At 69.2% G+C, this 24134-nt stretch carries 11 protein-coding genes; 6 read left to right on the top strand and 5 right to left on the bottom strand.

Features of this window, described 5'->3' with window-relative positions:
* Positions 1–7 precede the first annotated feature (7 nt).
* The 6 genes from G6N28_RS12845 to G6N28_RS12820 all read left to right on the top strand — a co-directional run bounded on the left by G6N28_RS12845 (position 8) and on the right by G6N28_RS12820 (position 13418).
* Positions 8–790, top strand: coding sequence for a decaprenylphospho-beta-D-erythro-pentofuranosid-2-ulose 2-reductase (locus G6N28_RS12845; protein WP_163900818.1), 783 nt, complete (start codon positions 8–10; stop codon positions 788–790).
* Positions 790–2679: a galactan 5-O-arabinofuranosyltransferase gene (locus tag G6N28_RS12840; RefSeq protein WP_163900815.1), complete on the top strand. Its 1890-nt coding sequence runs from the start codon at positions 790–792 to the stop codon at positions 2677–2679. Before G6N28_RS12845 ends, G6N28_RS12840 begins: the two co-directional genes overlap by 1 nt.
* Positions 2676–5891 carry an arabinosyltransferase domain-containing protein gene (locus tag G6N28_RS12835; protein ID WP_163900813.1) on the top strand — a complete coding sequence of 1072 codons (3216 nt, stop codon included), beginning with the start codon at positions 2676–2678 and terminating at the stop codon, positions 5889–5891. The genes G6N28_RS12840 and G6N28_RS12835 overlap by 4 nt, the downstream gene beginning before the upstream one ends.
* 24 nt (positions 5892–5915) lie before the next feature.
* Entirely contained in the window at positions 5916–9188 is a 3273-nt protein-coding gene (locus tag G6N28_RS12830; RefSeq protein WP_163900811.1) for an arabinosyltransferase domain-containing protein, read from the top strand.
* Positions 9185–12394 (top strand): arabinosyltransferase domain-containing protein, encoded by a 3210-nt coding sequence (locus tag G6N28_RS12825; protein WP_163900809.1) that lies wholly within the window; start codon positions 9185–9187, stop codon positions 12392–12394. Before G6N28_RS12830 ends, G6N28_RS12825 begins: the two co-directional genes overlap by 4 nt.
* A gap of 115 nt (positions 12395–12509) precedes the next feature.
* Complete coding sequence (locus tag G6N28_RS12820) at positions 12510–13418, top strand: MBL fold metallo-hydrolase (protein ID WP_163900807.1); 909 nt, start codon at positions 12510–12512, stop codon at positions 13416–13418.
* A gap of 88 nt (positions 13419–13506) precedes the next feature.
* Here G6N28_RS12820 and G6N28_RS12815 read toward each other — a convergent pair whose 3' ends face one another.
* The 5 genes from G6N28_RS12815 to G6N28_RS12795 form a co-directional block, all read right to left on the bottom strand.
* Positions 13507–15081, bottom strand: coding sequence for an acyl-CoA carboxylase subunit beta (locus G6N28_RS12815; protein ID WP_163900805.1), 1575 nt, complete (start codon positions 15079–15081; stop codon positions 13507–13509).
* A complete protein-coding gene (gene pks13, locus G6N28_RS12810) occupies positions 15078–20522 on the bottom strand; it encodes a polyketide synthase Pks13 (RefSeq protein WP_163900802.1) in 5445 nt (1814 codons plus the stop codon). The genes G6N28_RS12815 and pks13 overlap by 4 nt, the downstream gene beginning before the upstream one ends.
* A gap of 19 nt (positions 20523–20541) precedes the next feature.
* The gene (gene fadD32 / locus G6N28_RS12805; RefSeq protein ID WP_163900801.1) at positions 20542–22431 is read right to left on the bottom strand and encodes a long-chain-fatty-acid--AMP ligase FadD32; all 1890 of its coding nucleotides are present in this window, start codon (positions 22429–22431) and stop codon (positions 20542–20544) included.
* Positions 22432–22637: 206 nt separating this feature from the next.
* The gene (culp6, locus tag G6N28_RS12800) at positions 22638–23645 is read right to left on the bottom strand and encodes a carboxylesterase Culp6 (RefSeq protein ID WP_163900799.1); all 1008 of its coding nucleotides are present in this window, start codon (positions 23643–23645) and stop codon (positions 22638–22640) included.
* 18 nt (positions 23646–23663) lie between these two features.
* Positions 23664–24128, bottom strand: coding sequence for a DUF732 domain-containing protein (locus G6N28_RS12795; protein WP_163900797.1), 465 nt, complete (start codon positions 24126–24128; stop codon positions 23664–23666).
* Positions 24129–24134 lie beyond the last annotated feature (6 nt).

The following is a 24134-nucleotide window of genomic DNA, read 5'->3' as shown; positions in this document are numbered from 1 at the left end:
CGCACACATGGTCATTGATGCCGTGGGGAACCCCCAGACCATCCTGTTGCTCGGCGGCACGTCCGAGATCGGCCTGGCCATCTGCGAGCGTTATCTGCGCGACGCGCCTGCTCGCATCATCCTGGCCGAGCTGCCCGGCCATCCGCGCATCGAGGCCGCCGTCGCACAGCTCGAGGCCGCGGGCGCCAAGTCCGTCGAGGTGCTCGACTTCGACGCCCTCGACACCGCGAGCCATCCGAAGGTGGTCGAGGCGGCGTGGCGCGGCGGTGACATCGACGTCGCGATCGTGGCGTTCGGCCTGCTCGGCGACGCCGAAGAGCTGTGGCAGAACCAGCGCAAGGCCGTGCAGATCGCCGGAATCAACTACACCGCAGCGGTTTCGGTGGGTGTGCTGCTCGGTGAGAAGATGCGCGCGCAGGGCTTCGGCCGCATCATCGCGATGAGTTCGGCGGCCGGGGAACGGGTGCGACGGTCCAACTTCGTGTACGGCTCCACCAAGGCCGGCCTCGACGGGTTCTACCTCGGGCTCGGCGAGGCGTTGCGCGAGTATGGCGTTCAGGTGTTGGTCATCCGGCCCGGCCAGGTGCGCACCCGCACCACCATCGAGCACTGGAAGGCCACCGGCACCAAAGAAGCACCGTTCACCGTCGACAAGGAAGACGTTGCCGAACTGGCGGTCACCGCCTCGGCCAAGGGCAAGGAACTGGTATGGGCACCGGGGGTGTTCAGGTACGTGATGATGGTGTTGCGGCATATCCCGCGCCCCATCTTCCGCAAGCTCCCCATCTGATGCGCGGCGCCACGCCGGTCAAGGTCGTCGGCCAGCTGGCGGCCGTGGCGGCCGTGGCGGCCGTCGTCGCGGTGATCTCGCTGATCGCGATATCGCAGGTGGACTGGCCGGCGTACAACTCGTCCAACCAGCTGCACGCACTGACCACCGTCGGCCAGGTCGGTTGTCTGGCAGGGCTGTTCGGGTCGGGCTGGGTGTGGCGGCGCGGCAGGCGCCTGCTCGCGTGGGCCGGCGCGACGGTGTTCCTTTCGGCGTTCTCGGTGGTCACCCTGGCGATGCCGCTGGGCGCCACCAAGCTTTACCTGCACGGTATTTCGGTCGACCAGCAGTTCCGCACCGAGTACCTGACCCGGTTCACCGACACCGCCGCGCTGCACGACATGACCTACTACGGTCTGCCGCCGTTCTATCCGCCGGGCTGGTTCTGGATCGGCGGCCGGCTCGCCGATCTGACCGGCATGCCCGGCTGGGAGATGTTCAAACCGTGGGCGATCATCTCCATCACGGTCGCGATCACCGCCGCATTCGTGTTGTGGGCCGAGATGATTCGCTTCGAGTACGCGTTGATCGTCGCGACGGCCACCGCCGCGGCGACGCTCGCCTACGCACCGGCCGAGCCGTACGCCGCGATGATCACCGCGCTGCTGCCGCCGGTGTTCGTGCTGGCCTGGTCGGGACTGCGGGGCGGCACCCGCAACGGCGGGTGGGCCGCGGTGATCGGCGTCGGCATCTTCCTCGGCGTCACCGCGCTGTTCTACACCCTGCTGTTCGTGTTCGCCGCGTTCACGTTGGCGATCATGGCTTTCGTCCTGGCGGTCGCGCGCCGCCGCCTTGAGCCGCTGCTGCGGCTTGTCGCCATCGGAGCCCTCTCCGGGGCGATCGCGCTGATCGGCTGGGGCCCGTGGCTGGCCGCCGCGATCAAGGACGAGCCCGCCGATTCGGGCACCGCCCAGCACTATCTGCCTTCGGTGGGCGCCGAGCTCGAGTTCCCGATGCTGCACTTCACCCTGCTCGGCGCGCTGTGCATGCTCGGCACGCTGTGGCTGGTGTGGCGGGCACGTTCGTCCACCCGCGCCGGCGCGCTGGCGATCGCGGTGCTGGCCGTCTACGCGTGGTCGCTGCTGTCGATGCTGACCACGCTGGCCGGCACGACGCTGCTGTCGTTCCGGCTCAACCCGACGCTGACCGTGCTGCTGGCCGCCGCGGGCGCGTTCGGCTTCCTGGAGGTGACCCGTGCGGTGGCGGCCCGGGCGAAACCCGAGAACGCCAAGCGCGTCGTCGCCGCGGCCGCCACCATCGGCGCCATCGGCGCGGTGACCTACAGCCAGGACATCCCCGACGTGCTGCGCCCCGACATCGCCGTCGCCTACACCGACACCGACGGCTACGGCCAACGCGCCGACCGGCGCCCGCCCGGCTCGGAGCGCTACTACCGCGAGCTCGACGTGAAGATCCGCGAGACGACGGGCCTGCCGCGCAACGAAACCGTGGTGATGACCGCCGACTACAGCTTCCTGTCCTACTACCCCTACTACGGGTTTCAGGGGCTGACGTCGCACTACGCCAACCCGCTTGCGCAGTTCGAGAAGCGCGCCGAGGCGATCGAGAGCTGGGCCAAGCTGACCGACGCCGACGCGTTCATCGAGGCCCTCGACGCGCTGCCGTGGAAGCCGCCGACGGTGTTTCTCATGCGCCGCGGCGGCCCAGCTAGTTCGACTGACACCTACACGCTGCGGCTGGCCTCCGACGTCTACCCCAACCAGCCCAACGTGCGCCGCTACCACGTCGCCCTCGACGAAGCCCTGTTCGACGACCCGCGCTTCGACGTCTCCGAGATCGGACCGTTCGTGCTGGCCATCCGCCTGCCCAATTACGATCAAGCCCCGTGACTGGCCAAGTCGGGGCGAACCATCGGACCGCGCGGCTGGTCGCCATCGTCGCCGGTCTGCTCGGCGCGGCGCTGGCGATCGCGACCCCGCTGCTGCCGGTCAAGCAGACCACCGCAGAGCTGAACTGGCCCCAGGACGGCGTGCTGCAGAGCGTCAACGCGCCGCTGATCGGCTACGTGGCCACCGATCTGACGATCAGCGTGCCGTGCCGGGTGGCCGCCGGGCTGGTCGGTGCGGACGGCGAAGAATACGCGGGCCGCACGGTGCTGTTGTCGACGGTGCCCAAGCAGGCACCCAAGGCCGTCGACCGCGGCCTGCTCATCGAGCGGGTCAACAGCGACCTGCTCGTCATCGTGCGCAACACCCCGGTGGTCAGCGCGCCCCTGGACCAGGTGCTCAGCCCGCAGTGCGAACGCCTGGTCTTCACCGCGCACGCCGACAAGGTCACCGGCGAGTTCGTGGGCTTGGTCAAGGGACCCGACAGCGACGACCCCGGCGCGCCGCTGAGCGGGGAACGCGGCGGCTACGACTTCCGCCCGCAGATCGTCGGCGTCTTCACCGACCTTTCCGGGCCCGCGCCGCCCGGCCTGGAGTTCTCGGCCACCGTCGACTCGCGCTACAGCAGTTCACCGACGCTGCTGAAGCTGCTGGTGATGATCCTCGGCGTCGCGATGACGATCATCGCGCTCGGCGCCCTGCACGTGCTCGACACCGCCGACGGCCGAAAGGTCAAGCGCTTCCTGCCGCCGCGCTGGTGGTCGTTCCGGCCGCTGGACGGGGTGGTCACCGCGGCGCTGGTGTGGTGGCACTTCGTCGGGGCCAACACCGCCGACGACGGCTACATCCTCACCATGGCCAGGGTGTCGGAGCACGCCGGCTACATGGCCAATTACTACCGGTGGTTCGGCACCCCCGAGGCCCCGTTCGGCTGGTACTACGACCTGCTGGCGCTGTGGGCCCACGTCAGCACCCACAGCGTGTGGATGCGGCTGCCGACGCTGGTGATGGCCTTGGTCTGCTGGTGGTTGATCAGCCGCGAGGTGATCCCGCGCCTCGGCAACGCCGTCAAGACCAGCGGCGCCGCGGCGTGGACGGCGGCCGGCCTGTTCCTGGCGTTCTGGCTGCCCCTGAACAACGGGCTGCGCCCGGAGCCGATCATCGCGCTCGGCATCCTGCTCACCTGGTGCTCGGTGGAACGCGGGGTGGCCACCAGCCGGCTGCTGCCGGTGGCGGTCGCGATCATCATCGGCGCGCTGACGCTGTTCTCCGGGCCGACGGGCATCGCCGCGGTCGGCGCCCTGCTGGTGGCCGTCGGGCCGCTGAAGACGATCGTCGCCGCCCACACGTCGCGGTTCGGCTATCTAGCGCTGCTGGCGCCGATCCTGGCCGCGGCCACGGTGACGATCATCTTGATCTTCCGGGATCAGACGCTGGTCGGCGAGATGCAGGCCAGCGCGTTCAAATCGGCTGTAGGACCCAGCCTTTCGTGGTTCGACGAGCACATCCGCTACTCGCGGCTGTTCACAACCAGCCCCGACGGTTCGGTCGCGCGCCGGTTCGCGGTGTTGACGCTGCTGCTGGCGCTGGCCGTCTCGGTGGCGATGGCGTTGCGCAAGTTCAGGATTCCCGGCACCGCGCTCGGCCCCAGCCGACGCATCGTGGGTATCACGATCATCTCGTTCCTGGCGTTGATGTTCACCCCGACCAAGTGGACCCATCACTTCGGGGTGTTCGCCGGGCTGGCCGGATCGCTCGGCGCGCTGGCGGCCGTCGCGGTCGGCGCCGCGGCGATGCGGTCGCGGCGCAACCGGTCGGTGTTCACCGCGGCCGTGTTGTTCGTCACCGCGCTGTCGTTCGCCACCGTCAACGGGTGGTGGTACGTCTCCAATTTCGGTGTGCCGTGGTCGAATGCGTTCCCGGAGTGGAAATTCGGCTTCACCACCATCCTGCTGGGGTTCTCGGTGATCGCGCTGCTGGCGGCGGCGTGGTTCCACTTCTCCGGCCGTGACCAGTCGCCGCCCGGCCAGCCGCGTCGCTGGCAACGAATCGTCCAGGCGCCGTTGGCCATCGCCACCTGGGCGTTGGTGGCGTTCGAGGTGCTGTCGCTGACGCTGGCGATGATCGGCCAGTATCCGGCGTGGAGTGTGGGCCGCTCCAACCTCGAGGCGCTGACCGGCAAGACGTGCGGGTTGGCCGAAGACGTGCTCGTCGAACAGGACGCCAACGCAGGCATGCTGGCGCCGATCGACAGCGCGCTCGGTGACGCGCTGGGCGCGGAAGCATCAGAGGGCTTCGGCCCCAACGGAATTCCGTCCGATCTTTCCGCCGACGAGGTGATGGGCGGCCCCGGCACCGCGACCAACTTCGCCGACAGCCCCGAAAGCGACGACGCCGGCGGCGAGGCCGGCACCGAAGGCGGCACCACCGCCGCGGCCGGGATCAACGGCTCGCGCGCGCGGCTGCCGTTCGAGCTGGATCCGGCCACCACCCCGGTGATGGGCAGCTGGCGCAGCGGCACGCAACAGCCGGCGTCGCTGCGCTCGGCGTGGTACCGGCTGCCGTCCCGGGACCAGGCCGGCCCCCTGCTGGTGGTGTCGGCGGCCGGGCGCTTCGATCCGGGCGAGGTCGTCGTGCAGTACGCCACCGAGGGCAGCAACGAGGCGGCCGGCAGCGTCGAGATGGGCGACGTCGGTGCCTCCCCGGCCTGGCGCAACCTGCGGGTCCCGCTGGACGCCATACCCGACGACGCCACCCGGGTGCGGCTGGTCGCCACCGATGACGACCTCAATCCCGAGCACTGGATCGCGCTCACCCCGCCGCGCATCCCCGACCTGCGCACCCTGCAGGACGTGGTGGGTTCCACCGACCCGGTCCTGCTGGACTGGCTGGTCGGCATGGCGTTCCCATGCCAGCGGCCGTTCGACCACCAGTACGGCGTCATCGAGGTGCCGAAGTGGCGGATCATGCCGGACCGATTCGGCGCGGAGGCCAACTCGCCGGTGATGGACAACCTGGGCGGCGGCCCGCTGGGCATCACCGAGCTGCTGGTGCGCGCCACCACGGTGCCGTCGTATCTGGCCAACGACTGGATGCGCGACTGGGGCGCCCTGCAGCGGCTGACCCCCTACTACCCGGACGCGGAGCCGGCCCGCATCGACCTCGGTTCGGCGACGCGTAGCGGGCTGTGGAGCCCGGCGCCGCTGCGTCATTAGTTTCGTCGCCTACCATCGACCCTCGTGCCCAGCGACCCCGCCCACCGCCTCGCGCGCCTGATCGCGGCCGTCGCAGGCATCGCGGGAGTGCTGCTATGCGGGCTGGTGCCGCTGCTGCCGGTGAACCAGACCACGGCCACCATTCTGTGGCCGCAGGGCACCGATCCCGACGGGTTCGTCGGCGACATCACCGCCCCGCTGGTGTCGGGTGCGCCGCTGGCGCTCGACGTCTCGATCCCCTGCCAGGCCGTCACGACCCTGCCCGACGACGGCGGGCTGGTCATCTCCACCGTGCCGCCCGGAGGCATCGAGGCCACCCGTAACGGGCTGTTCGTCCGGGCCACCGCCGACGTGGTCGTCGTCGCGGTGCGCGACTCGGTTGCCGCGGTGGCGCCTCGGCCCGCGGTGGAGGCCGGGGCGTGCAGCGCGTTACACATCTGGGCCGGCCCCGGCGGGGTCGGCGCCGACTTCGTCGGCATCCCCGGGGCCGCGGGCACGCTGGAGGCCGACAAGAAACCGCAGGTCGCCGGGGTTTTCACGGATCTCGAGATCCCGGCGCAGGACGGGTTGGCCGCGCGGATCGACGTCGACACCCGGTTCATCAGCTCGCCGACCACCCTCAAGCTCGCCGTGATGGTGCTCGGCGTGGCGTGCGTGATCGGGTCGATCGTGGCGCTGGCGATGCTGGACCGGCGCTCGGGTCGGCGGGTGCCCCGTGGATGGCGACGGTTCTGGCGGGTCGGGTTCTGGCATTGGCTGGCCGACGTGGGGGTGATCGGCACGCTGCTGCTGTGGCACCTGATCGGGGCGATCAGCTCGGACGACGGCTACAACCTGACCATCGCGCGCGTGGCGGACGAGGCGGGTTACACCGTGAACTACTTCCGCTTCTTCGGCGCCACGGAGGCCCCGTTCGACTGGTATCAGTCGGTGCTGGCACAGCTGGCCGCGGTCAGCACGGCGGGGGTGTGGATGCGGCTGCCCGCGACGGCCGCGGCGGTGGCCACCTGGGTGCTCCTCAGCCGCTGCGTGCTGCCGCGGCTGGGCCCCGGCGCGGCAGGGCTGGCGGGCAACCGGGTGGCGGTGTGGACGGCCGGTGCGGTGTTCCTGGCCGCGTGGCTGCCGTTCAACAACGGGCTGCGCCCCGAACCGCTCATCGCGTTCGGTGTGGTCGCGACCTGGATGCTGGTCGAGAACGCCATCGGCACCCGGCGGCTGTGGCCTGCGGCGCTTGCCGTCGTCGTCGCGGTGTTCAGCGTGACGCTGGCGCCGCAGGGCCTGATCGCGCTGGCGCCGCTGCTCGTCGGCGCCCGCGCCATCGCCCGAGCCATTCAGGCACGGCGCCCCGTCGACGGTGTGGCGGCCCCGCTGGCCGCGTTGGCGGCGTCGGCCGCGCTGATCTTCGTGGTCGTGTTCCGGGACCAGACGCTGGCCACCGTCGCCGAGGCGGCCCGCATTAAATACAAGGTCGGCCCCACCATCGCGTGGTACCAGGAGTTCCTGCGCTACTACTTCCTCACCGTGGAGGACAGCGTCGACTCTTCGCTGACCCGCCGCTTCGCCGTGCTGGTGATGCTGCTGTGTCTGTTCGGCATGCTCGCCGTGCTGCTGCGCCGCAGCCGCGTGCCCGGAATGGCGAGGGGCCCGCTGTGGCGGTTGATCGGGGTGACGGCGGTCGGGCTGCTGCTGCTGACCTTCACCCCGACGAAATGGGCGGTGCAGTTCGGGGCGTTCGCGGGCCTTGCCGGCGCGCTCGGGGCCGTCACCGCGTTCGCGTTCGCCCGGGTCGGGCTGCACAGCCGCCGCAACCTGGCGCTGTATGTCACCGCGCTGCTGTTCGTATTGGCTTGGGCCACATCGGGTATCAACGGTTGGTTCTATGTCGGCAACTACGGGGTGCCGTGGTTCGACAAGCAGCCGGTGCTGGCGGGCATTCCGGTGATGATCATCTTCCTCGTGTTGGCGATCGCGACGGGCCTGCTGGCGGCGTGGCTGCACTTCCGCATCGACTACGCCGGGCACACCGAGGTGGCCGACACCCGCCGCAACCGGGTGCTGGCCTCCACGCCGCTGCTGGTGGTGGCGGCCATCATGGTGGTGCTCGAGGTCGGCTCGATGGCCAAGGGGGCAGTGCAGCGCTATCCCGTCTACACCACCGCCAAGGCGAACCTGGCGGCGTTGCAGTCCGGGCTTTCGGAGACCAGCTGCGCGATGGCCGACGACGTGCTGGTCGAACGCGACACCAATGCCGGTCTGCTGGAGCCGGTTCCGGGTCAGCGGTTCGGTCGCTACGGGCCGCTCGGCGGCGAGGATCCCGTCGGGTTCCACCCCAACGGCGTCAGCGACACCCTCGAGCCCGCGGAACCCGTCACCGCCAACCCCGGGTTGGTCAACTCCGACGGCTCGCCGAACGAACCCAACGTCGGCATCGGCTACGCGGCGGGCACCGGCGGCGGATACGGGCCCGAGGGCGTCAACGGGTCGCGGGTGTTCCTGCCGTTCGGGCTCGACCCGGCCCGAACCCCGGTGATGGGCAGCTACGACGAGAACGACGTCGCGGCCGAGGTCACCTCGGCCTGGTACCAGCTGCCGCCACGCACCCCCGAGCGGCCGCTGGTGACCGTCGCGGCTGCCGGTGCCATCTGGTACTACGAGGAGGACGGGTCGTTCAACTACGGGCAGTCGCTGAAGCTGCAGTGGGGCATCCACCGCCCCGACGGCAGCTTCGAGGCACTCAACGAGGTGCAGCCCATCGACATCTTCCCCCAAAAGGCGTGGCGCAACTTGCGATTCCCGCTGTCATGGGCACCGCCGGAGGCCAACGTCGCGCGCATCGTCGCCGACGACCCGAACCTGTCCGAGGACCAGTGGTTCGCGTTCACGCCGCCGCGGGTCCCGGTGCTCGAGACCGCTCAGCAGTTCCTCGGCTCGCAGACCCCGGTGCTGATGGACATCGCGACGGCCGCGAACTTCCCGTGCCAGCGCCCGTTCGCCCAGCACCTCGGGATCGCCGAACTGCCCGAGTACCGCATCCTGCCCAACTTCAAGCAGGTGGTGTCCTCGTCGAACATGTGGCAGTCGGCGCAGGACGGCGGCCCGTTCCTGTTCATCCAGGCGCTGCTGCGGACCTCGACGATTCCGACGTATCTGCGCGATGACTGGTACCGCGACTGGGGTTCGATCGAACGCTACGACCGGGTGGTGCCCGCCGCGCAGGCACCCAACGCCGCCGTCGAACAGGGCACCCAACGCGTCTTCGGCTGGACCCGCAACGGACCGATCAGGGCGCTGCCATGACCGCGATCCTCGCCCGTGACGCCGGCCGCGACGTCAAGATCGCCCGCTGGGTGGCGACCATCGCCGGCCTGCTCGGCTTCGTGCTGTCGCTCGCCACCCCGCTGCTGCCGGTGGTGCAGACCACGGCGACCCTGAACTGGCCGCAGCAGGGTCAGCTCAACAATGTGACGGCGCCGCTGATCTCGCTGACCCCGGTGTCGATGACCGCGACGGTGCCGTGCGAGGTGATCCGTGCGATGCCGCCGTCGGGCGGCCTGGTGTTCGGTACCGCACCCCCCGACGGTAAGCAGGCCAGGCTGCAGTCGCTGTTCGTCGACGTGACCGAGGACCGGGTCGACATCACCGACCGCAACGTGGTGGTGGCCAGTGTGCCTCGCGCACAGGCGGAATCGGATGCCTGTGAGCGCATCGAGATCACCTCGACCGAAGAGGGCACGTTCGCGACGTTCGTCGGGCTCACCAAGGCCGACGGGTCCGAACAGCGCAGCGGGTTCGCCGACCCGAACCTGCGCCCGCAGATCGTCGGTGTCTTCACCGAGTTGACCGGACCCGCGCCGCCGGGGTTGACCGTTTCGGCGACCATCGACACCCGGTTCTCCTCGAAGCCGACACCTTTGAAGCTCACCGCGATGGTGCTGGCGATCCTTTCCACCGTGATCGCGCTGCTGGCGTTGTGGCGGCTGGACCGCCTCGACGGGCGGCGGATGCACCGGTTGATCCCGGCACGGTGGCGCACATTCACCGCCACCGACGTCACCGTCGTCGGCGGGTTCCTGGTGTGGCACGTCATCGGGGCCAACTCGTCGGACGACGGCTACATCCTCGGCATGGCCCGCGTGGCCGGGCACGCCGGCTACATGTCGAACTACTTCCGCTGGTTCGGCAGCCCCGAGGACCCGTTCGGCTGGTACTACAACCTGCTGGCGATGATGACCAGCGTCAGCGACGCCAGCATCTGGATCCGGCTGCCCGACCTGGTCTGCGGAATCGTCTGCTGGCTCTTGCTGTCTCGTGAGGTACTCCCCAGGCTCGGCCCGGCGGTGGCGGCCAGCAAGCCCGCGCTGTGGGCGGCCGGCCTTGTGCTGCTGGCGGCGTGGATGCCGTTCAACAACGGGCTGCGCCCCGAGGGCCAGATCGCCACCGGCGCGCTGATCACCTACGTGCTGATCGAACGCGCCATCATCTCCGGACGACTGACGCCCGCCGCGTTGGCAACGCTTTCCGCGGCGTTCACGCTGGGCATCCAGCCGACGGGGCTGATCGCGGTCGCCGCGTTGCTCGCGGGTGGCCGCCCGATCCTGCGAATCCTGGTGCGCCGCCGCCGTCTCGTCGGCACCTGGCCGCTGGTCGCGCCGATTCTGGCCGCGGGCACCATCATCCTGACGGTCGTCTTCTTCGACCAGACCTTCGCGACCGTGCTCGAGGCGACCAGGATCCGCACCGACGTCGGGCCGAACCAGGAGTGGTACACCGAGAACCTGCGGTACTACTACCTGATCCTGCCGACCGTCGACGGGTCGCTGTCGCGGCGGTTCGGGTTCCTGATCACCGCGCTGTCGCTGTTCGTGTCGATGTTCATCATGATGCGCCGCAAGCGAATTCCCGGGGTCGCCCGCGGTCCGGCATGGCGGCTGATGGGTGTCATCTTCGGCACGATCTTCTTCCTGATGTTCACCCCCACCAAGTGGGTACACCACTTCGGGCTGTTCGCCGCGGTGGGCGCGGCCATGGCGGCGTTGGCGACGGTGCTGGTGTCGCCCGCCGTGCTGCGCTGGTCGCGCAACCGGATGGCGGTGCTGGCCGCGGTGTTCTTCCTGCTGGCGCTGTGCTTCGCCACCACCAACGGCTGGTGGTACGTGTCGAGCTTCGGGGTGCCGTTCAACAACGACATGCCCGCGATCGGCGGCGTCACGGTCAGCACCATCTTCTTCGCGCTGTTCGCGATCACCGCGCTGTACGCGATGTGGCTGCACTTCGCGCCCCGCGACCGCGGCGAGGGCCGCATCGCCCGGGCGTTGACCGCCGCGCCGATCCCCGTCACCGCCGGGTTCATGGTCGTGGTGTTCGTCGGTTCGATGCTGGTGGGCGCGATCCGCCAATACCCGACCTACTCCAACGCGTGGGCGAACCTGCGCGCGTTCGTCGGTGGCTGCGGGCTGGCCGACGACGTGCTCGTCGAACCCGATCCCAACGAGGGCTTTCTGACGCCGCTGCCCGGCAACTACGGGCCGCTCGGTCCGCTCGGCGGCGTCGACCCGGTCGGGTTCACTCCGAACGGGGTACCGGAAAAGATTGTCGCGGAAGCGATCCGAGTCAACCTGCCGATGCCCGGCACCGACTACGACTGGGATCATCCCACCGAACTCGACGCCCCCGGCGTCAACGGCTCCACGGTGCCGCTGCCCTATCAGCTCGACCCGGGCCGGGTGCCGCTCGCCGGGAGTTACGTCACCGGCCCGCAGCAGGAAAGCAGGCTCGCGTCGGCGTGGTACGAGCTGCCGCCACCGGACGACGCGCATCCGCTGGTGGTCGTCACCGCCGCGGGCACCATCACCGGCGACAGCGTGTTCAACGCGCGCACCGAAGGCCAGACCGTCGAACTCGAGTACGCGGTCGCGGGGCCGGACGGCGCGCCGGTGCCCGCGGGCAGGCTGGTACCCTACGACCTCGGGCCGATCCCGTCGTGGCGCAATCTGCGGTTCCCCCGGGCCGACATTCCGGACGACGCGGTCGCGGTCCGCATTGTCGCCGAGGATGTTTCGTTGACGCCAGGTGACTGGGTGGCCGTCACCCCGCCGCGGGTGCCGGAGCTGCGCTCGGTCCAGGAGTACGTCGGCTCCGAGCAGCCGGTGCTGATGGACTGGGCGGTCGGGCTGGCGTTCCCGTGTCAGCAGCCGATGCTGCACGCCAACGGCGTCACCGACATTCCCAAGTTCCGGATCACGCCGGATTACAACGCCAAACGCAAGGACACCGACACCTGGCAGGACGGCCTCAACGGCGGGCTGCTCGGCATCAGTGACCTGTTGTTGCGCGCGCATGTGATGGCGACTTACCTGTCGAACGACTGGGGCCGCGACTGGGGCTCGCTGCGCAAGTTCGAGCCGACCCCCGATGCGCGCGCGGCTGTCCCCGCCGAACTCGAACTCGGCACCACCACCCACAGCGGGTTGTATTCGCCGGGTCACATCCGAATCAAGCCGTAATCTCGCCGAGCCCTTGCTTGCCCGTCCCCTTTTCCCGCGAACGTGCGTGTCTGAGGGCGACACGCCGTCGTTTTGCCGAAGTTTGCGCACGCTCGGCGTGATCTAACCTGGGGCCGTGGATCAGCTACGGCTCGGCGCCGCGACGCTCACCCGCGTCATCGAGTGGCAGGTCGACGATCTTCCCACCAAGGTGTTCCCGCACACCCCCGCCGGGGCCTGGCAAGAACACGCCGACGAGTTCTCGCCGACGTTCTGGACCGACACCGGATGGCGCATCGCGCTGCAGGTGTGGGTGATCGAGGTCGACGGGCTGACGGTGCTCGTCGACACCGGCGCGGGCAACGGCAAGTCCCGGCCGCGGATGGCGGCGCTGGACAACCTGCAGACCGACTTCTTGCAGACGCTTTCGGCCGCGGGGTTCGACCCCGGCGACGTCGACGTGGTCGTCAACACCCATCTACACTTCGACCATGTCGGCTGGAACACGATGCGCGACGGCGATGCGTGGGTGCCGACGTTCCCGAACGCCCGGTACCTGATGCCGGAGGCCGACTATCGGCATTTCGCGCCGGACGGGCCGGCGCAGACGTCGACGCCGCGCACCGAGGACGAGCAGTCGGCACAGGAGCATGTCCGAACAGTGTTCGCGGACAGCGTTTCTCCCGTCGAGAACCAGATCGAGCTGTGGTCTGACGACCACCGGCTCAGCGAGTCGTTGTGGCTGCGCCCGGCGCCGGGCCATACCCCGGGATCGTCGGTGGTGTGGCTGGACGCCGGCAAGCCCGCGGTGTTCGTCGGAGACCTGACCCACTGCCCCGTCCAGCTCGCCCGGCCCGGCGATCCCTGCGCGTGGGACGAGGATTTCGAGGCGGCGGCAGCCACGCGCCGACGGATCCTCACCGAAGCGTCCCGGCGTCGCGCTGCGGTCGTTCCCGCGCACTACCCGGGGCACGGCGGTGCGACGGTCGTCGCGCGCGGGGACGCGTTCATGGTCGACGACTGGCTCGGGCTGCCGCCGATCTGAGCCCGCCGCCCCGGCGCGAGCGTGCGTAAACTCGGGCAAAACCTCGGCGTGTCGCCCTCAGACACGCACGCTCGCGGCAAGAAGGTGCTTAGATCGGGGTCAGGCCGTGCTTGCGCTGCACCCGCGTGATCTGCTTGTCGCGCAACAGGTTCAGTGACTTACGCAGCAACAGCCGGGTCTCGTGCGGCTGGATCACCGCGTCGATGAACCCGCGCTCGGCCGCGATCCACGGCGTGGCCATGTTGAGGTTGTAGCCCTCGATGAAGTCGGCCCGAATCTTCTGCGCCTCCGGCGTGTTCGGGTCCGGGAACCGCTTCATGATCAGCTGCGCGGCACCCTCGGCGCCGATCACCGCGATGCGCGCGGTCGGCCACGCGAAGTTCAGGTCGGCGGAGAGCTGCTTGGAGCCCATCACCGCATACGCGCCGCCGTAGGACTTGCGGATCGTGATCGTCACCTTCGGCACGTCGGCCTCGACGACGGCGTTGAGGAACCGGCCGCCGCGCTTGATGATGCCGCCCTTCTCCTGCGCGACACCGGGCAGAAAGCCGGGGGTGTCCACCACGAAAACCAGTGGCAGGTTGTAGGAGTCGCAGAACCGGATGAACCGTGCGGCCTTGTCCGACGCCTCGTTGTCGATCGCGCCGGACATGTGCATCGGCTGGTTGGCGATCACGCCGACCGGGCGCCCGTCGACACGGGCGAACGCGGTGATGATCGCCGGGCCCTGCTGCTCTGCGACGTCGAACACGTCGCCGTCGTCGAAGATCCGCAGCAGGATCTCGTGCATGTCGTAGGCCATGTTGTCGCTGTCCGGCACGATCGAGTCGAGCTCGTAGTCGTGCGGGGTGATTTCGGGCTCCAGGCCGGGGTTGACGATCGGTGGGTCGTCAAAGGTGTTGGGCGGCAGGAAGCTCAGGTAGTCGCGGACGTACTGGAACGCTGCGGCCTCGTCCTCGACCACCTGGTGGATGTTGCCGTACCGGGCCTGCGCGTCGGCCCCGCCGAGCTCATCGAGCGACACGTCCTCGCCGGTGACGTCCTTGATCACGTCCGGGCCGGTGACGAACATGTAGCCCTGATCGCGCACCGCCACCACGAGGTCGGTCTGGATCGGCGAATACACGGCGCCCCCAGCACATTTGCCGAGGATGATGGAGATCTCGGGAACCAGACCGCGCAGCAGCTCGTGGCGACGCCCCAGCTCGGCGTACCACGCCAGCGAGGTCACCGCGTCCTGGATGCGGGCCCCCGCCGAGTCGTTGATCCCGATGATCGGGCAGCCGACCATCGCCACCCACTCCATCAGCTTGGCGACCTTGCGGCCGAACATCTCGCCGACCGAACCCTGAAAGACCGTCTGGTCGTGACTGAACACCCCGACCGGCCTGCCGTTGATCCGGCCGTGCCCCGTCACAACGCCGTCGCCGAACAACGCGTTCGGATCGCCCGGCGTCTTGCACAGCGCGCCGATCTCGAGGAAGCTCCCGGGATCGAGCAGCGCGTGGATGCGCTCGCGGGCGCTCGGAATGCCCTTCTTCGCCCGCTTGGCGATCGCCTTCTCCCCGGCGGGTTCCTTGGCCTGCTCCAGCTTTTCGCGCAGCTCGGCCAGCAGTTCGGCGGTCGTTTTGGTGCGAGGGGGTGGAAGAGATTCCGTGGTCACTTGGCCTGCTTCTCCTCAGACTCGATGCGGCTGATCGCCTCGCTCATGTGTGCGCCGACCTTCGCAATGTACGGCTCGTCGATCGCCTGGATGTGCTCGCCCCCGATGGGCACGACCTCCAGGTCGGAAACGAACTCGCCCCAGCCGCCGTCGGGCTGCCGGGTCGCGTAGCGCGGCTCGAAGTAGATGGCGTCGTCGTGGTAGCGGTCGGCCATGTACAGCGTCACCTTGCCGTCGTAGGGCCGGATCTCGGCGGTGTCGATGGCCCGCTGATCCAGGTACGACGTGCGCTGATGCTCGATGATGCCGCCGGGGATCTGCACCCCGCTCTGCCTGACCGCCTCCAGGACGAACCGCACCTGGCCCTCGTCGTCGAGCTTCTCGAGTTCCTCGTAGGGGATCTCGGGGATCTCGACGTTGAAGGTGCGCTCGGCGAAGCGGGCGTAGCGATCCCAGCGGGCGCGGGTCTCTTCCTTGGTCTGCGGGATCTCCTCGCCCGGGCGCACCGCGTCGATCAGCCCGACGAAGCGGACGTCGGCGCCGGCCTCCTTGAGCCCGATCGCACACGCGTAAGCCAGCACCCCGCCCAGCGACCAGCCGGCCAGCATGAACGGTTTGTCCCCGTTGAGCTCCAACAGTTTCGGCACGTATTCGCGGGCGCGTTCCTCGATCGAGCCCTCCACCCGCTCTATGCCGTACATCGGGGTGTCCGGCGGCAGCCGCTTCAGCAGCGGCTCGTAGACCACCGTAGATCCGCCCGCGGCGTGGAACACGAACACCGGGACGCGGTCCGAACCCTCCTTCGGCGCGCGCAGGGTCCGCACGAACCCGTCGACCTTGCCGCCCTCGAGGTACTCCCGGACGGTGGTGGACAGCTCCTCGATGGTCTTGGCGGCGCGGACGTCGTCGACGGTGATCGTGCCTTCGTCGACGCGTTCGGTCAGCCGCTCGGCGATCTTGGTCGCGGTCGCGTCGTCGATGGCGGGCAGCTCGTTGAAGATGCCGCCCGGCGACTTGCCCGTGACGATCGCCCACGTCGCGAACGTGACGCGTTCGGCGGCGTCGCGGGGCGGCACGTCGGCGCCCAGCGCTTCGGTGACCGCCTCCTGGGTGAGCACCTTGGTGGCGGCCGCGACGGCCGACTGCGACGGGCCGTCACCCTGGGGTCCGCTGGGGTCCGTCGGCGGCGGCGGGACCGCCGGACCGGACGGATCCGTCGGTGGCGGCGGGATGTTCGGGCCGCTCGGATCGGTTGGCGGCGCCGGGATATCCGATTCCGTCGCCGTGCCCGCGCTGGTCACCTCCGAGGCGACGCCGGTCTTCTCGGCCAGCACCTGCTCGAGCTCGGCGACGGTCGTCGCGCCGCCCATCAACTCGGCCTGCTCGGCGGCGATCTCCTCGGCGGTCTGGGCCTTCTGGTGCTCGGCGAGCTGGTCGACCTCGTCGCGGTGTTCGATCGCGTACTGGATCAGCTTCTCGACCGCGTACAGGTTGGCGTCGCGCACCGCGGTCAGCTGGATCGGCGGCAGGTCGAAGTCGTACTCGACGCGGTTCTTGATCCGCACGGCCATCAGCGAGTCCAGCCCGAGCTCGATCAGCGGCACCTCCCAGGGCAGGTCCTCGGGCTCGTAGCCCATGGCGCCGCCGACGATCGCGCCCAGCCGGTCGTGGATGGTCTCACCGGAGTCCGGCGACCACTTGGCGAAGCCGGCGGCCAGTCCCGCGCCCGCGGTCAGGTTGTCCTGCAGGATCGCCGGAGCCGCGTCAGCGGCGACGTCGGGTGAAGCAGTCTCTTCCGCAAGGACCTGGCCGGCACCAACAGTCGCACCCGTGGCCACCGCCACCGGCAGCGCGCCGACCGCGCCGTCGCGGCTGACCACCGCGTCGTACACCAGCGTGAACGACTCGTCGATGCGCGCGTGCACCTGCACGCTGGCCCCTCCGGGATGGCGGGTCAGCGTGGTCACCAGCCGGGCGCCCTCCCCGGGCACCGCACGCTGTTCGGACGCGACCAGTTTGGCGTCCGGAAGAACCTGCGCGGCAGCGGCTTTCACCAGCGCCGCCAGATCCGCCTCGCCCTTGGGCGAGAACTCCCAGACGTGGCGTCCGTCGGGCATCGCGACGTGGTTGCCCGGCATGATCATCGAGCTGTCGCCGGTGAACCGCGCCTCCAGCCAGTGCGGCTTGCGCCGGAACCGGGTGGGCGGAATGTTGGCGTACTCAGCCCCGGTGGACCGCCGGGGAAACAGGGTCCAGATGTCCAGGTCGTGACCGTGCACGTACAGCTGGGCCATCGCGGCGACCATTGAGTCGACCTCGTCCTGCTTGCGCGCCAGCGTCGCGATCAGCTGGGCGTCGTGCAGACCGGCCGCCGCCGTCGTGAGGCCGACCTGCATGAGCGCGACCGGGTTCGGCGCGAGCTCGAGGAACGTGGTGTGGCCGTTGTCGACGGCGTTGCGGATGCCGTGGGTGAAGTAGACGCTGTGCCGCAGCCCCTTCTTCCAGTAGTCCACATCGTGAAGCACCTCGCCGGGCCGGAAGTACTTGCCCTCGTGCACCGTCGAGAAGTAACCGATCTGGATCGGATGCGGCTGGATGCCGACGAGTTCGGCGGCCAACTCACCGAGCAGCGGATCCATCTGCGAGGTGTGGCTGGCGCCCTTGGTCTGAAACTTGCGGGCGAACTTGCCCTCGGACTCGGCGCGGGCGATGATCGCGTCGACCTGCTCGGGCGGACCGCCGATCACGGTCTGGGTGGGCGCGGCGTACACGCACACCTCGAGGTCGGAGAAATCGGCGAACACCGTCTCGATCTCCTCCGCCGAGTACTCGACCAGGGCCATCAACCGGATCCACTCGCCGAACAGCATGGCCTCGCCCTCGCCCATCAGATGCGAGCGCGAGCAGATGGTGCGGGTGGCGTCCTCGAGCGAGAGACCGCCGGCGAAGTACGCCGCGGCGGCCTCACCGAGCGACTGGCCCACCACCGCAGCGGGTTTCGCACCGTGATGCTTGAGCAACTCGCCGAGCGCGATCTGGATCGCGAAGATGGTGATCTGCGTGGTCTCGATGCCGTAGTCCTGTGAATCGTCGAGGATCAGCTCCACGATCGAGTAGCCACGCTCGTCCTGCACGTAGGCGTCGACCTTGTTGATCCACTCGGCGAACACGTCGTTGCGCAGGTACAGGCTCTTGGCCATCTTGCGGTGCTGGGCACCGAATCCGGCCAGCACCCAGACCGGTCCGTTGGTGACGGGCCCGTCGGCGCTGTACACGTTGGGGTTCTGCTTGCCCTCGGCCACGGCGCGCAGCCCCTTGACGGCCTCGTCGTGGTCGCGGGCCAGCACCACCGCGCGCGACCGGCCGTGGTTGCGCCGCGACAGCGCGCGGCCGATCGACTCCAGGGACGACGCGCGTCCTTCCGGGCTGTCGATCCAGTCGGCCAGTTCCGCGGCGGTGGCCTTCTTCCGCGAGGTCAAAAAGCCCGAGACAGCCAGTGGCACAATCGGGGTCGGCTGCTCGCCGGACTCGAGTTCTTCGCGCGCGACCGCGAGCAACCGCAGCGCCTCGTCGGTCAGCCCGGGCAGTTCCGGCTCGTCATCGGCGGCCTGCGCCGGTCGGTCCAGAGCGTCATCGTCGTCATCATCGATGAACTCTCCGTACTCGTCCATCCGGACCCCGCCCACATAGACGGCGTTGGCCTCCGACGGCTTCGGCTTCTCGGGTTCGGGTTCCGGCTTGGGTTCGGGCTCAACGAGATCGGACGGCAGCACCTCGCGCAGCACCAGGTGCGCGTTGGCGCCGCCGAAGCCGAACCCGGACACCCCGGTGATGGCGCGCCCACTGTAGCGGGGCCAGTCGGTGACGGTGTCGGCCACCTTCAGGTGCACCCCGTCGAAGTCGATGTAGGGGTTGGGCCCGGCGTAGTTGATCGACGGCGGAATCTTGTTGTTGCGCAACGCCAGCGCCATCTTGGCCAGGCTGGCCGCGCCCGCGGCGGACTCCAGGTGTCCCACATTGGATTTCACCGCGCCCAGCAGTGCGGGCTTGTCGGCGGTGCGACCCCGGCCGACGACACGTCCCAGCGCGTCGGCCTCGATCGGGTCGCCGAGGATGGTGCCGGTGCCGTGCGCCTCGATGTAGTCGACGTCGCGCGGGTTGATCCCCGCGTCCTTGTACGCCTTGCGCAGCACCTCGGCCTGGGCGTCCGGGTTCGGCGCGAGCAGGCCGTTGGACCGCCCGTCGTGGTTGACGGCGCTGCCCGCGATGACGGCGATGATGTCGTCGCCGTCGCGGCGCGCGTCGCCGAGCCGCTTGAGCACCAGCATGCCGCCGCCCTCGGAGCGGGCGTAGCCGTCGGCATCGGCGGAGAACGACTTGATCCGGCCGTCCGGCGCCAGCACCCCGCCGACCTCGTCGAAACCGACGGTGACCAGCGGCGTGATCAACGCGTTCACGCCGCCGACGATCGCGACGTCGGCCTCGCCCGAGCGCAGCGCCTGCACCCCCTGGTGCGCGGCGACCAGCGAGCTCGAGCACGCCGTGTCGACGGCCACCGACGGGCCGCGGAAGTCGTAGAAGTACGACACCCGGTTGGCGATGATCGAGCTGGCCGTGCCGGTGATCGCGTACGGGTGCGCGACCGACGGGTCCGACATCGCCAGGAAGCTGTAGTCGTTCAGCGAGCTGCCAATGTAGACGCCGACATTCGCCCCGCGCAGGCTCGACGCCGGGATGCGGGCGTGTTCGAGTGCCTCCCAGGTCAATTCGAGCGCCATCCGCTGCTGCGGATCGATGTTGTCGGCCTCCATCTTCGACAGCGCGAAGAACTCGGCGTCAAAGCCCTTGATGTCGGACAGGTAGCCGCCGCGGGTGCGCGCCTTGGCCACGCGTTCGGCGATGCGCGGTTCGCCGAGGAACTCCTCCCAGCGGCCCTCGGGCAGGTCGGTGATCGCGTCGCGGCCCTCCAGCAGCGCCTGCCACGTCTCCTCCGGGGTGTTCATATCGCCGGGGAACCGGGTGGCGATGCCGACGATGGCGATGTTGGCGACGTCCTCGTCGACATCGCGGGTCCAGTCCTCGTCGTCGGAGCCCTCGGCCGGCTCGGGCTCGCCCTCGATGATCACCGTCGCCAACGACTCGATCGTCGGATGCCGGAACGCCACCGTCGCGGTCAGCGTGACACCGGTGAGATCCTCGATGTCGCTGGCCATCGCGACCGCGTCGCGCGACGACAACCCCAGCTCCACCATCGGGGTGGAGTCGTTGATCGCGTCCGGCGACTGGCCGGTGGCGTTGGCGATCCAGTTGCGCAGCCAGGTGCGCATCTCGGCCACCGTCATGTCGGTTTTTGGTGCGTTCAGCGGCTTCTCGGGCGCGAGTTGGATGTCGTCGCCGGACGGCATCTCGGGTTGCTGCGAGTCGTCTTGTGTATCAGCCATGTTCAGCGGAAGTCAGCCGTCAGTCGGTTTCGTCGGGGAAGGCGTTGGGGATCTTGCCGCTGCGCAGGCTGCCGTCCAGATAGGCGGCGCGGCAGGCGCGCCTGCCGATCTTGCCGCTGGAGGTGCGCGGAATGGCGCCCGCCGCCGTCAGCAGCACGTCGCGCACCGTGACACCGTGGCGCACGGCGATCGCGGCGCGGATGTCGTCGGCGATCGGGCCCATGTCGAGCTTGTGCGCACCCGGGGCGCGCTCGCCGACGATCACCAACTGCTCCGAGGTGTCGTCGGGGTCGCGCTTGAGACCGGAGTGGGCGTTCTCGAACACCTCGTCGGGCAGCTGGTTCGCCGGCACCGAGAACGCGGCGACGAACCCGGTGCGCAGCGCCTTGGTCGCTTCCTGCGCCGAGTACTCGAGGTCCTGCGGGTAGTGGTTGCGCCCGTCGATGATCACCAGATCCTTTGTGCGCCCGGTGATGTAGAGCTCACCGTTGTAGTAGGCACCGAGGTCGCCGGTGCGCACCCAGGTGGCGTCGTCGGGGGCCCCTTCGGCATGCGACGGGTTGGTGCGCGACTTCAGGATGTTCTGGAACGTGGCCACCGTCTCCTCGGGCTTGCCCCAATACCCGGTGCCCATGTTCTGGCCGCTGATCCACACCTCGCCGATCTGACCGTCGGGAAGTTCGGTGGCGGTGTCGTTGTCGACGATGACAGCCCATTCGGCCAGGCCGATCTTGCCCGCGCCGGCCTGTGCCACGGCCTTCGGCGAGTCCGCGGGCACCTCGACGAAGCGGTGGTTGTTCAGCTCGTCGCGGTCGACATGGGTGATGGTCGGTTCGGCGTCCATCGGCGTGGTTGACACGAACAGGGTCGCCTCGGCCAGGCCGTAGGAGGGCTTGATCGCCTTGGGCTGGAACCCGAACGGGCCGAACGCCTCGTTGAACCGCCGCACGGTGGCGGCCGAGATCGGCTCGCTGCCGTTGAGGATGCACTTGACGTTGGACAGGTCCAGCGGCGGCTCGCCCTCTTTCGGCACCCCGCGGGCCGCGGCGTGGTCGAACGCGAAGTTCGGCGCCACCGAGATGGTGCCGCCGGTGTCGCCCTCCTTGCGGGCGAGTTCGCGGATCCAGCGGCCGGGGCGGCGCACGAACGCGGCCGGCGTCATGAACGTGACGTAGTGGCCGATCATCGGCGACAGCAGCACGGTGATCAGCCCCATGTCGTGGAAGAACGGCAGCCAGGAGACGCCGCGGTCGCCCTCCTCACCTTCCAGCGCCTCGATCACCTGAACCACGTTGGTGGCCAGGTTCAGGTGGGTGATCTGCACCCCGGTCGGGATGCGTGTCGAGCCCGAGGTGTACTGCAGGTAGGCGATCGTGTGCTCGTCGACGGGGGTGACCTCCCAGGTGGCGCCGACCTCGTCGGGCACCGCGTCGACGGCGATGACGCGCGGACGTTGGTTGGCGGGCCGGGTGCGGAAGAACTTACGTACCCCCTCGGCGGCCTCGGTGGTGGTCAGGATCGCCGACGGCTCGCAGTCGTCGAGCACGGCGTGCAGGCGGCCCACGTGACCCGGCTCGTTCGGGTCGAACAGCGGCACGGCGATGCGGCCCGAGTACAGCGTGCCGAAGAACGCGACGAGATATTCCAGATTCTGCGGGCACAGAATCGCGACCCGGTCACCGGGCTGGGTGACCTGCTGGAGTCGCGCGCCGACGGCGCGGTTACGGGCGCCGAAGTCGGCCCAGTGCAGATCGCGCGCGACACCGTCGCGCTCGACGGAGAAGTCCAGGAACCGGTAGGCGAGCTTGTCCCCACGCACCTTCGCCCATCGTTCGACGTGCTTGACCAAGCTGCCGTTGTCCGGAAACTTGATCAGTCCGTCTTTGATGAACGGGTTGTGGAAGGCCATCTCTTACTCCTGTCAAGAACCACTCGCATCGGCGCCTTGATCACGCCCGCCCACGCGACCCCAAACCCTCAGATCGTAGCGGGTGCTGGCCCGCGTCACGTGGGCGCTCTGAGGTGCGTGTTCCGGCGTGCCGACGCTTGCTGGTCTTAGTTATTTCTTAATGTTAGGCGTTCGCCTGTCCCTCGCCAAATCCGTCCGGTCACAGGTCAGCCATGTTTCGGGTGCGGAGCGTTATCGATCACATCCCGCGCCCAATTCAGGGTCCACTGCGTGGAGGACATGCCGTTGACGTTCCAATACTCCGGTGAGGCGTACATCGCGTGGATGGGCTGCCCGGCCCCGCCGCTGAGCACTTCCAGCGTCTTGGGCAGCTGGGTGATGTTGAACGCCGACTTCGGTGCCGAGCAGATCAGGTCGCCGTGCGCGCAGATCTCGTAGGTGCGGTCGTTGAGCAGACCGAACCCGCCGGGGCGAGGTCCCGTCATGTCCAGGCCGAACTCGTTGAGCAACGGGATCTCGTCGAGGGTGATCTCGGCGCCTACCCCTCCAGGACTGGGGCCGACGTCCTGGCCGACGCCGGTCTGGCGGCGGCCGTCGGCGATCAAGGCCACCCCGAGCACCAGGTCCTCGTCGACCGGCCCGCGGCCGTTGCCGACGTCGCTGGCGATGTCACCGGCGATCACCGCGCCCTGCGAGAACCCGATCAGCACGTAGCTGGTCAGCGGGCAGCGCTCGTTCATGTCGGCCATGGCCTTCACGGTGTTGTGAAAACCCTCGGCGCGGCTGTCGTTGTAGGACATCTGGTTGTCCGACGAGAACGGGTTGTGGAACTGCGCCGTGTAGGGCACGGTGTACACCTCGACGCGGCCCGGGTCGAACTCGGCGCGGATCGGGTTGGTCACGTTGAGCAGCAACGCCATCGGGAACTGCGCCGGGTTGAAGGGGTCCATCTGCGGTGAGGACTCCCAGGTGCCGGGAATCGAGATCAGCTGGACGTCCGGGCAGCTGGCGTCCTGAAACTCCGGGCGCGGCTTCTTCGGCGGCACCACCACACCCGGCGGCGCCGTGGTGGGCGGCACGGCGCCCGGCGGTATCTCCGGCGCGCGCTGCCATACCCACACCAGGACGGCGACCAGCACCACCACAAGCGCCACCGCCCCGGCCGCGACGAGCGCGAGGATGCGATGGCGTTTCCGCCGATTGGTCTTGGCCATGGATGTTTCGGGCTCCCGCTAGCAGAGTCGTTGTGTCGCGATGCGAATGTAGTCGGCGGTGGCCGCGTCGATCTCCGCGGCCGACGGTGGTGTCGCGGCCAACTGGTCGCTGCCGGCGTCGCTGCGCACCAGCGGATGGACGATGTCCCACACCGCCTGCTCGCCGTGCTTGGCCGCGCGCGCCTGGCACACATAGGAGCCGATGTTCAACGCCATCAGGTCGCTGGAGGGTTTCACCCCCGCGGCGGTCAGCGCGTCGAGGTAGGCGCGTTGCCGTTCGGTCACGACCAGGGCGTTGGATTTGCCACCCGCGGCGGGCGGGCCGGGCGCTGCGGTACCGGCGTGGCCGTGCACCGTCGCGGTCTCCGGGTCCGGCTGGCTGAGAGCGAGCACGCCGTCACCCGAACATCCGGTCATCAACACGGTCGCGGACGCCAGAAGCACCTGGGCTGCGCCCACTGTCCGCCATCCCGCTTGCTGCACGCCTCC

This window comes from Mycolicibacterium pulveris (assembly GCF_010725725.1).
GTDB classification, from domain to species: domain Bacteria; phylum Actinomycetota; class Actinomycetes; order Mycobacteriales; family Mycobacteriaceae; genus Mycobacterium; species Mycobacterium pulveris.
Note: the sequence above shows the minus strand (reverse complement) of the source record. Positions and strands in the feature narration are given on the sequence as shown.